Source organism: Deferribacterota bacterium, from assembly GCA_034189185.1.
In the GTDB taxonomy this organism is placed as follows: domain Bacteria; phylum Chrysiogenota; class Deferribacteres; order Deferribacterales; family UBA228; genus UBA228.
Map to the genome: position 1 here is coordinate 1 of JAXHVM010000058.1, position 11,267 is coordinate 11,267.

An 11,267-nucleotide genomic window follows, 5' to 3' on the forward strand; every position below is an offset into this window, starting at 1 on the left:
TATATTTATAATTATTTATAATTATGTTTATTATTAGTATGAATTATTATTAATAATTATCTTGTTGAATATTTTGAAATGGCAAAAGCTTTAATATTTCTATAGTTGTATTCATTATCGATTTTTTTGAATCAAAAGTATTTTCAGTTATAATTTTTTTAATTTTTTTAAAAGTGTCATTATTTTTTTGTTTAAAGGAATTATCATATAAGAAAAGTAAGTCAAATAGTAAATTTCTAATATTACTATTATTAGTGAATAATTTGTGTCTAATAAATAAATTTTCAGCATTATTTAAAAACTGTAATGTTTTTTCTTGATATGAATTAGTTGTATAGTTTGTGGGTGGAAGGATTAAATCTCTAGGAGTGCTGTTATCTATCAGTGGTGGATAGTTTAAATTTTCTTCTACATTATTGTTTTCATTGTTTTCTTGTCCTCCAGCCTCTTCATTATCTTCTAATTCAACCTCTTCATTATTGCTATCCCCTTGAGAAAAAGAAATTATTAAACCTGCAGGTATCCCAGAGAAAAAACCAAATACTGCTCCAATTGCTGCTAGTAATAACACAATAGGTAAGAATAATAGTTGTTCAGTAGTTACTAACAGAGCACCTCCAATGCCACCTACGCCTAAACCTGCTGCACCAAAGAGGATGCCCCCTAATATTGAACCTAGAGGTCCTCCTATTACTACTGCTGAAATCAAACCAGAGGTAAGTCCACCCAAAAATAAACCTGTGATACCACCTAATATAAACAATAACGGTACTGTAATTATTGCTACTACAAAAGGTATAAGACCTAATACAGCTCCAGTGATAGCCCCAACTAACCCAAAAAATATAGCACCAATTACTGCACCTATTAAACCTATAATGATAGCCCCTGGTATAAAACCTAACATTGCACCTACTATGCCAAATAGAAAAGCACCAGAAAAAGCTAGTGTGGCTATCTCAATTAGTGAAACCCCAGCATCAATTGCAAGGGTGATACCCCCGCCTAAGAGTGCCCCTAGCACTGTACCATTTATAGCATATAAAGCCATTGATCGTAAAAAACTTAAATCTCCTATTGTTATTGAAATTATATCCCCTAATGAAATTGTAGTATTACCTATAAGTCCCAGTTGCATAGCAGTTTTGATACGCATTAAATTTTCTTTTAATAGCTTTGTATCTATTTTAACTGATGTTCCTTCCAAAACATTGCTATATTTGTAGAATATATCATCTAAATTGTTATAAAAAAATTCTATCTCATTATTAATTTTGTTGTTTTGTGTTGCATAAGCATTTAAAGGTGTAATAGTTATTAATTGTATTGAAAAAGCCAAGATGAAAAACTTAAGGAGTATTTTATTGCTCATATTTAGTGTTTATATATAATTTTAATAATTGTCAATGTTATAATAATGTGATAAACAATATTTTAATGATAGTTATAGGTGTAGATACAGGTGGTACATTTACTGATTTTGTGTACTATAAAGATGGGAAATGGGGGGTATTAAAATTATTATCGGATCCAAAAAACCCAGGTAAAGTTGTTATAGAAGGCAAAAATATTATAGCCGGAGAAAATAAAGATATTATTTTAATACATGGTTCTACTGTAGCAACAAATGCGATTTTAGAGAAAAAAGGTGCTAAGGCTGCTTTAATAACCAATAAAGGCTTTGAAGATATAATTGATATAGGCAGACAAAATCGTAGTCAGTTATACAATTTAAAATATAGAAAGACCCAATCTTTGATTAGCCCAGAGCATAGATATGGTGTTAAATGTAGGGTTGACTATAGTGGGACTATTTTAAAAGATCTAGATTCTCAAGAGGTAGAGAATATTATAGAAGAACTTATAAACCAAGGTATAGAGTCTGTTGCAGTTTGTCTATTGTTTTCTTTTAAAGAACACAAGCATGAGAGGATAATAGGAGAATTATTAAAAAAAAGTGGCTTCTATTATAGCCTATCTAGTGAGATATTAAATGAATTTAGAGAATATGAGAGAATGTCTACAACTGTAGTTAACACTTATGTTGGACCAAAGATAGCTAGATATTTGCAATTTTTAAAAGATAATATGGGTTTAAAAGGTTTTAGTATAATGCAATCTAATGGTGGTATAATATCGGCAGATACAGCAATTAATGAATCTGTTAGAACAGTTCTTTCTGGTCCAGCTGGCGGGGTAATTGGGGCATATGAGATTGGTAAGTTTATGGGAATAGATAAACTAATAACCTTTGATATGGGTGGAACCTCAACTGATGTATCACTAATAGATAAAGAGCCTATATTGACAACAGAATCAAAAATAGATGAGTACCCAATTAAAGTCCCTATGATATCAATACATACGGTTGGGGCTGGTGGTGGTTCAATTGCCTTTATTGACAAGGGAGGTGCATTAAGGGTTGGACCTATCAGTGCAGGAGCTGATCCAGGGCCTATTTGCTATGGTAAGGGTGAGGAAATAACTGTAACAGATGCTAACTGTTTTTTAAATAGGTTACTACCAGATTATTTTCTTGGTGGCAAGATGAGATTGGATAAACATAGACTATATCCTTTCTTTGAAAAATTAGCCAAAAAGGCAAATTTAGATGTAGGGGAGTTAGCAGAAGGCGTAATCTCAATATCTAATACAGTTATGGAGAAAGCAATAAGGGTTATTACCATTGAAAAAGGTTTTGACCCAAAAGAATTTACCTTGTTTACTTTTGGTGGAGCTGGTGCGTTGCATGCTTGTTTTTTAGCAAAACTCTTAAATATACCAAGGGTATTAATACCACAGAACCCAGGTACTTTATCTGCAATAGGTATGGTTTTAGCTGATGTTGTAAAGGATTATTCTAAAACAGTGATGTTAAAAGAAAACGAAATAAAAACAAATGAGTTAAAAGACTTGTTAAAGGATTTGTGCAAAAGGGCAACAAAGGATCTGTTATTTGAAGGTATAGATGAGAAGGATATTTTATTAGAGAAATTCTTAGATATGAGATATGTTGGTCAATCATATGAGATAACAGTTCCTTTTGTTGATAATTTTATCGATGTTTTTCACAAAGAGCACGAGAGGCTTTATGGGTATGCTAATAGAGGGAAGGAAACTGAGGTGGTTAATATAAGACTACGGGCAATTGGTAAGAGAGAGAAATTAAAGCTAGAAAGATCTGAAGAAACTTTTAGTAAGATAGATGATAGAGCTATAATCTGTAAAAGAGATGTAATTTTTGATGGTAAGACTTTAAAGACAGATATTTATAAAAGAGAGTATTTAAGAAATGGTAATGTGATAAAACCACCTGCAATAATTGTTGAGCATACCTCTACAATAGTAGTACCACCATTTTGCACAGCTTCTGTTGATGAAATAGGTAATGTTATATTAGAGTTGGAGAGTTAATTATGGAATTAAATCCAATACTACTTGAGATATTCAAAAACAGGTTTATATCTATTGCTGAGGAGATGGGTGCAGTTTTATACAGGACAGCTTTTTCACCAAATATTAAAGAGAGAAAAGACTCCTCTTGTGCTGTTTTTGATGAAAAAGGTGATATGATAGCACAGGCTGCTCATATACCAGTACATTTAGGTTCTATGCCTTTATCAGTCAAATCAGCTATTAAAAATATAGATTTTTGTGAAGGTGATATGGTCATATTAAATGATCCCTATAAGGGTGGTACACATATACCTGATATCACCATAATTTCACCTATTTTTATAAAGGGCGAGGAAGGTCCACAGTTTTTTGTGGCTAATAGAGCACATCATTCAGATGTTGGGGGTAAGTCATCTGGATCTATGCCACTATCAACAGAAATCTTTCAAGAGGGGCTTATTATCCCTCCATTAAAGATAGTAGAAAAAGGTGAAATCGATTACAAATTAATGGCATTGATATTAAACAATGTTAGAACAAAAAAGGAAAGAGAGGGTGATTTCTCAGCTCAGTTTATGGCCAACAATGTTGGCTCTAAAAGGCTGCACGAGCTTATTCAGAAATATACACTATCAGTTACTAAATTGTATGCACAATATTTAATGGACTATTCTGAAAAGATTATGAGAGATCTTATATACAGTATGAAGGATGGTTTATACAATTTTTATGATTTTTTAGATGATGATGGTCAAGGTAGTAAGGATATAAAAATTGATGTTTCTATTAAAATCGATAGAGATAATGTTATATTAGATTTTACAAAATCAAGTAAGGAAGTACAAGGTAATGTTAATGCTGTTTATTCAATTACATTGTCAGCTGTATTATATGTATTTAGATCATTGATTTCTACAAATATTGTTGCTAATGCAGGTTGTTTAAGACCTATAAAGGTGGTAACTGAAAAAGGCTCTATTGTAGACTGTAATTTTCCAGCAGCAGTTGCTGCAGGGAATGTTGAGACCTCCCAAAGAATTGTTGATGTTGTTTTAGGTGCATTATCAAAGGTGATGCCCGATCATATTCCAGCTGCAAGCCAGGGAACAATGAACAATATAACAATAGGAGGGCTAGATTGGCGTAATAATGAACCCTTTACTTACTATGAAACAATAGGTGGTGGTATGGGTGCTGCTAAAGACTACAATGGTGCATCAGCTGTTCACTCACATATGACAAACACATTAAATACGCCGGTTGAGGCCTTAGAGTTTTCTTATCCGCTACAAGTTATTGAATATAGTATAAGGAGAGGCTCTGGTGGCAAAGGCAAGTTTAAAGGCGGTGATGGTATAATAAGGGATATAAAAACCTTGGTAGATGCTGAGCTTACTGTTTTATCCGAGAGAAGAAGATTAAAACCATATGGCCTTTTTGGTGGAGAAGAGGGTTTAGAAGGAAAAAATATTATAATTGAGAATGGCACCTATAAGCAAATGCCCTCAAAATTTAATGTAAAGCTAAAAAAAGGTTCAAGGGTTAGGATTGAGACGCCAGGTGGTGGTGGTTTTGGATCTAACTGAAAATCACTAGACAATAATAAAAATTTAATATTAATTATTGACATATGTGTAATTAATATTAAAATAATTTAGCTTTTAACTAAAATGTTTTAAAAAATTTTATGGTGGGTTAGGGATGCTAACAAGTAGAGAAAGAGAAATTACTAAAGATTTAATTTTAGGTAAAAAAAAGGTTGAGTTATCATCATTTGCATTTAAAATATTCCTTCAGCAGTTGCACATTCAAACTAATCTAGGTGCTGATTCAGATATTAATAAGCTTGTTGATAAAGTAGATGATTTTTTGGAAAAGAATAAGAGGTTGCCGAACCTATGGAAGGATTTTGAAAAAATATATGGGAGGAAAATGAATGAAGCTGTATAATCTAGAAGAAACAATTAAGCTACTTGAACAAAAAAAGATATTGGTGCTATCTGGTGCAAAAGAGTTATTAGAAAAGCTCCCCTCTGGTAATTGTATAGCAGGCTCGTCTTATTATTTTATAAATGATGGGAAAGGTATAAAAACTGATGATAAAATATATGTTGATGATTTAACAGATGTAGCAAAAAACTTTAAGATTAATGTATATAATAAAGATACCTTAAAAAATATTTATAAAGATGCTTTTGGCCATGGTTTTAGCTATATTTTAGTGCCATATGAAGGTGCAGCACATAATGAATTAGCCCTAAATCTACCCTTTTATGAAGATTTTGCTACAAAACCACTGTATGGATTTGTCACCGGTGTCAAGTGGGAGTCACTAGGCGTTGATAAGGCTATTGTATTAGACGGTTTACAAAAGCATGTAAGTCATGATGATGCTGTCGTTTTACATATTGAGCTTCCAGAAGATAGATATGCAGAGATAGATATTGTTGATCCCTTTGAGCCTGACCCGTCTGTAGAGTGTAAATTTGAAGAAATTGGATATGTTATAAAAGATGCTTATATAAATGATAAGCTTATGAATTTTGCAAGTTACTTGAAAGACAATAAAAAAGATTTAAGGTTTCCGCTCATATGTAGTGATTTTGGTGCAAAAGTGAATGTCTCTTTTGCGCAAATTAAGAGTGATAGTGTAATAATGATATCACCAGTTTTTAAAGGTGCCACCTATAATTTTGCAAAGCCCGTTAGTGATTATAGATCATTGTTTAAAGGGATAAAATATAAGCCGGCCCTTTCTTGTAATTGTGTATTAAACTATCAACATATGGGATTAGAGGACAGCACAATTGATAATCATGTTGATGGTCCAACTACATTTGGTGAGATTGCTTATAGGTTGTTAAACCAAACTATAGTGAATCTATATGTTAAGGAATATTAATTATTTGACCCCAACCTTTAGTTTAAATTTACTGTATACTCATAGGACCTAAAGACCTCTAGCAAAAAATGAGTATTAGTCTTTATTAGCATTATTGTTAGCTAATAAAGACTAGATATTTATTAAAAAAACAATGACTTTATTAATATAGCTGTCTATCTAAATATATTTATCATTGATAAGAAAACAGTTAAAGTAAAAAACTTGGCTCTATTGATGAGTATGATTTGGGGTCTTTACGTTATGGTTATATTGAATGTAATTTTCTAATAACATTTTTATTATAAAAAAATTAATCATAAAAATTTATCATTTAATTAAAGATATTACAACAGATCTTGTTTACTTAAGGAAAAATTATATTTTGTAAATAAAAAGAATGATGGGGGGTGATATGAAAGGAAAAAGAAAAAAGAGTCTACCCTATATAAAATTTACAGAAGATGAAGATGATCCATATAGACAAAATTTTGATGATGGATCATACTGCACTGAATGTGGTATTGTATATATCAATAAAAACTGGAAATTAGATGCTTCTGATGAATTTAAAAAAAATAAAATTATTTGTCCAGCTTGTAGAAAGATAAAAGATAGATATTATGGAGGGCTATTAGAATTAAGTGGTAAATATTTAAAAGAGCACAAAGAGGAGATTTTAAATATTGTAAATAATGAAGAAAAGAGGCAGAGGAGTAAGAATGCCCTTCATAGAATTGCAAAAATAGAGAATATTAGCGATGATAAAATATTAATTTATACAACTGATAATAGATTGGCTTATCGAATTGGAAAGGTAGTATATAGTGCATGTAAGGGTAATTTTACTATTAAATGGGCCGATGGAGAACATTTTGTTAGGGTTTATTGGAGTAGAGATGAATAACGCAATTAATTGTTGACATTTAAAATTTGTTATTACATTATATAACTCTAGAAAATATTGGGGTGTAGCCAAAGTGGCAAGGCAGCGGACTTTGGATCCGCTATTTCCAGGTTCGAGTCCTGGCACCCCAGTTTAACCTATGAGAAATTTACCATCTATTAAAAGATTAATCATAAAGATTGGAAGCTCCCTAATAGCTAGTAGTGAGGGAGTTAATAATCAATATATAGAAAGATTAGCTGAGATTGTTTCCTCTTTAAAAAAGGAAATTCCCTATATTACTATAGTTTCTTCTGGAGCGATTGCTGCAGGAATTAGTATATTACGTCTTGAAAAGAGGCCGAAGGATATAGTTGGTAAGCAGATTTGTGCTGGTGTTGGTCAGGCTAGATTAATGTGGAATTATGAGCAGGCCTTTAGAAAATATAACATAAATGTTGCACAAGTTCTGTTTACAAAGGATGATTTTGCAAATAAACGTAGATTTTTAAATATCAGGCATAGTTTAATGAAAATGCTTGAAAATGGTATTGTACCAATAATTAATGAAAATGATATTGTTGTTATAGATGAATTGAAGTATGTTGAAACTTTTGGTGATAACGATCATTTAAGTGCTTTGGTTTCAGGGCTTATAGAGGCTGACTTATTGCTTATCTTAACAGAGGTTGATGGGGTATATAATAAATTTTCACAAAAAGATAAGGGGGGCTTTGTAATTAAAGATGTTAGATCCGTTTCAAAGATTTTAAGAGAGATTGAGTGCAACACTAAAAGTTCTATGGGTACAGGAGGTATGAAATCTAAGTTGTTGGCTACAAGAAAAGCTCTTTCTTTTGGTTGCAATGTAGGTATAATTAATGGTAGAGATTTAGGAAACATTGTGAGATTTTTAAAAGGAGAAAGTATAGGGACATATTTTTATACTTCTAAAAATAGCTTTAGGTTAAAGAAAATGTGGTTAGCTCATGGTTCTATAATAAAGGGTAAGGTTAAGATTGATGAAGGAGCTGCTAATGCATTAATAAGTCATAATAAATCCCTTTTATCAAGTGGAGTTGTTGAAATTAGCGGAAGGTTTAATATTGGTGATGTTATATCAATTGTAGATATTAACGGTATTGAAATAGCAAGAGGAAAGGTGAGATATTCCTCACAAGAACTAAGCAAGATAGCCGGTGTAAAAAGTAGTGAAATATCAAATATCTTAGGATATAAATATAGTGATGAAGTAGTGCATAAGGATGATATGGTATTAAATATTGAAGGAGCTTTAGATGGAGATCTTTGAATTATTAAAAAAAGCTAAGTGTGCACAATCAGCATTAGCTAATGCAAAAAGTTCTATAAAGGACAAATTTTTAAAAGATACCTCATATATGTTAAAGCAAAAAAAAGACGAGATTTATAAAGCAAACAATAAGGATGTGGAAAATGCAAAGAAAGCAAACCTAAATAAAGCTCTTATTGATAGGCTTATTCTAAATGATAAGAGGCTTGATTCGATAATTGATAGTTTAGAAAAGATCATTAATTTAGATGATCCAGTAAATATTGTTGAGAAAGGTTTTAAAAGACCAAATGGACTTGAGATATTAAAGACAAGGGTACCAGTAGGTGTAATATGTATCATATATGAGTCTAGACCCAATGTTACTATTGATGCTGCTGCATTGTGTATAAAAGCAGGTAATGCAGCTGTATTAAGAGGTGGTAAAGAAAGTGTTAATACAAATAAGATATTTGTGTCAATATTAAAGCAAGCGTTATCTAATTGTGGTTTAGACTCAAATGCTATATTATATGTAGAAGATCCTGAGAGGGCATATATAAAGGAACTTTTAAAGGCAAATGATTTTATAGATTTAATTATACCTAGGGGAGGAAGTGCTCTGATTGATTTTGTTACCAATAATTCTACTATACCAGTAGTAAAGCATGATAAAGGTGTGTGTCATGTGTATTTAGATAGGTATTGTAATTATAAAATGGCAAAAGACATTTCAATCAATGCAAAGGTTAATAGACCATCAGTTTGTAATGCAATGGAGACACTATTAATAGATGAGAATGTTAGTAGTAATTTGATAATTGATATTGTTAATACCTATAAAGACTTAAACGTTGAGGTTAGAGGTTGTGCTTTAGTGCAAAAGCTGTGTGATGTAATACCTGCAACTGATAAAGACTGGTCAGAAGAGTACTTAGATTTAATTGTTTCAATAAAAATTGTCAAAGGTTTAGAAGAGGCAATAGATCATATAAATAGATATGGTTCCCATCATTCAGATAGCATAGTTACTGATAATTATGAAAACGCAATGAAGTTTTTAAAGGGTGTAGATTCAGCTGCCGTTTATGTTAACGCATCTACAAGGTTTACAGATGGGTATGAGTTCGGTTTTGGGGCTGAGATGGGCATTTCTACGCAGAAATTGCATTGTAGAGGTCCAATGGGTTTAGAGGGTTTAACTACATATAAATATATGGTATTAGGCTCTGGCCAAATAAGGACTTAGCTTTGAGACATATTGGTTTATTTGGAGGCACTTTTAATCCTATTCATATCGGTCACATTAGGTTAGCTATTAATGTTTATAGGGATTTTAAGCTTGATGAGCTTATATTTATACCCGCAAAGATTCCACCCCATAAAAATCTTGGTTCTACGCCACCAGAAAAAAGGTATGAGATGGTAAGAATTTCTGTTAAGAATTTAAAATATAATTTTACCGTTTCAGATATTGAATTAAAGAATAGTGGTATATCTTATACATATAAGACTTTGGAATATTATAGATCAAAATATAAGAATGACATATTATCATTTATTTGTGGAAGTGATATATTTGCAACAATTAATACGTGGGAAAACTGGTTAGAGCTTTTTAATTTGGCTAATTTTATTGTTGTTAACAGAAAAGAGATGTCCTTTGATAAAATGTTAGCCATAATTCCAAATATCTTAAAAAATAAAATAGTTAATAAGGAGGAGTTTAAAAATGAAAAATATGGAAAAATAATATTGTATGAAATGGATGAAATACCAATATCAAGTAGTGATATAAGAGACAAGCTAAAGAGAAAAGAGATGAAAGAATTTTTAACAGATGAGGTTTATAATTATATAGAAAAAAATAGATTATATCAGGAGGTGTGATGAAGGAAGAGTATATATTAAAAAAACTGTACAATCTATTAGAGGACAAAAAGAGTGAAAATATAGTTATATATCAAGTTAGCGATGTTTCATATATTGCTGATTATTTAGTTATATGCACAGCAAGCTCTGAAATACATATAAATGCAATAATTAATAGTATATTAAAGGATGTTAATAAATGGCAGGCAAAAATTTATCAGATTGATGGAGAAAAGAGGTCTAATTGGGTTTCAATTGATTTTGGTTTTATAATTTTACATATTATGAGCTATGAAGTAAGAGAAAAATATAGTTTAGAATCTATTTGGGGGGATTGTAAAAAAATTGATTATAAAGAATATACAGATGAGCCTTTAAATAGAGCAAAAAGAAATTATTAATTTATGAAGGTTGTTCTATTTAACCCTTTAATCCCACAAAACACAGGTAATATTATAAGATTGTGTGCATGCACAGATATTAAGTTAATACTGATTGGCCCCCTTGGATTTTCCTTAAATAACAAATATTTAAAAAGGGCGTCTTTAGACTATAGAGATTTGGCAGTTGTAGAATTTATTGAAAATAAAGATTCTTTCTTTGAAAAATACAAACAAGATGATTATCAATATGCTTTTTTATCAACAAAGGGGGGTAAATACTATAATCAAATACCTCTATGTTCAAATAAGGAAAACCTTTTGATATTTGGTAATGAGGATGTTGGCTTGCCAGAAGATATATATAATGATTTTTCAAATACTTTATATAGAATACCAATGAAAAAAAATATTAGATGCTTAAACCTATCAAATGCCGTAGCAATTGTGGTTTACAGTTTATTAGAGAAGTCTAGTTTCTATGGATTCTGCTAGATATTATGAATATACTATTTCTTCTTTAAAGGAGAGTTTAAGGCGTTATTTAAAGGCAAATAATAT

Annotated in this window: 11 protein-coding genes and 1 tRNA gene; 11 read left to right on the forward strand and 1 reads right to left on the reverse strand. The window is 31.0% G+C overall.

Annotation, left to right across the window (positions count from 1 at the left end):
* Positions 1-49: 49 nt before the first annotated feature.
* Positions 50-1,372, reverse strand: a complete 1,323-nt coding sequence (locus SVN78_05550) for a hypothetical protein (protein ID MDY6821067.1) — start codon at positions 1,370-1,372, stop codon at positions 50-52.
* A gap of 47 nt (positions 1,373-1,419) precedes the next feature.
* On the opposite strand from SVN78_05550, the gene SVN78_05555 reads away from it, so the two are divergent.
* The 11 genes from SVN78_05555 to SVN78_05605 all read left to right on the forward strand — a co-directional run bounded on the left by SVN78_05555 (position 1,420) and on the right by SVN78_05605 (position 11,201).
* The gene (locus SVN78_05555) at positions 1,420-3,414 is read left to right on the forward strand and encodes a hydantoinase/oxoprolinase family protein (protein MDY6821068.1); all 1,995 of its coding nucleotides are present in this window, start codon (positions 1,420-1,422) and stop codon (positions 3,412-3,414) included.
* Positions 3,415-3,416: 2 nt separating this feature from the next.
* On the forward strand, positions 3,417-4,982 hold the full coding sequence (locus tag SVN78_05560) for a hydantoinase B/oxoprolinase family protein (GenBank protein MDY6821069.1): 1,566 nt from the start codon (positions 3,417-3,419) through the stop codon (positions 4,980-4,982).
* A gap of 115 nt (positions 4,983-5,097) precedes the next feature.
* Positions 5,098-5,346 (forward strand): hypothetical protein, encoded by a 249-nt coding sequence (locus SVN78_05565; protein ID MDY6821070.1) that lies wholly within the window; start codon positions 5,098-5,100, stop codon positions 5,344-5,346.
* Positions 5,333-6,298, forward strand: a complete 966-nt coding sequence (locus tag SVN78_05570) for a hypothetical protein (protein ID MDY6821071.1) — start codon at positions 5,333-5,335, stop codon at positions 6,296-6,298. The genes SVN78_05565 and SVN78_05570 overlap by 14 nt, the downstream gene beginning before the upstream one ends.
* Before the next feature lie 394 nt (positions 6,299-6,692).
* Entirely contained in the window at positions 6,693-7,184 is a 492-nt protein-coding gene (locus SVN78_05575; GenBank protein ID MDY6821072.1) for a BCAM0308 family protein, read from the forward strand.
* Between the two features lie 58 nt (positions 7,185-7,242).
* A tRNA-Gln gene (locus SVN78_05580) sits at positions 7,243-7,315 on the forward strand.
* 8 nt (positions 7,316-7,323) lie between these two features.
* Positions 7,324-8,475, forward strand: a complete 1,152-nt coding sequence (proB, locus tag SVN78_05585; protein ID MDY6821073.1) for a glutamate 5-kinase — start codon at positions 7,324-7,326, stop codon at positions 8,473-8,475.
* Positions 8,462-9,703, forward strand: coding sequence for a glutamate-5-semialdehyde dehydrogenase (locus SVN78_05590; GenBank protein ID MDY6821074.1), 1,242 nt, complete (start codon positions 8,462-8,464; stop codon positions 9,701-9,703). The genes proB and SVN78_05590 overlap by 14 nt, the downstream gene beginning before the upstream one ends.
* Positions 9,704-9,705: 2 nt before the next feature.
* Complete coding sequence (gene nadD, locus SVN78_05595; GenBank protein MDY6821075.1) at positions 9,706-10,344, forward strand: nicotinate-nucleotide adenylyltransferase; 639 nt, start codon at positions 9,706-9,708, stop codon at positions 10,342-10,344.
* A complete protein-coding gene (gene rsfS, locus SVN78_05600) occupies positions 10,344-10,727 on the forward strand; it encodes a ribosome silencing factor (GenBank protein ID MDY6821076.1) in 384 nt (127 codons plus the stop codon). The genes nadD and rsfS overlap by 1 nt, the downstream gene beginning before the upstream one ends.
* A 3-nt stretch (positions 10,728-10,730) precedes the next feature.
* Positions 10,731-11,201, forward strand: a complete 471-nt coding sequence (locus tag SVN78_05605) for a tRNA (cytidine(34)-2'-O)-methyltransferase (GenBank protein MDY6821077.1) — start codon at positions 10,731-10,733, stop codon at positions 11,199-11,201.
* Positions 11,202-11,267: the final 66 nt, after the last annotated feature.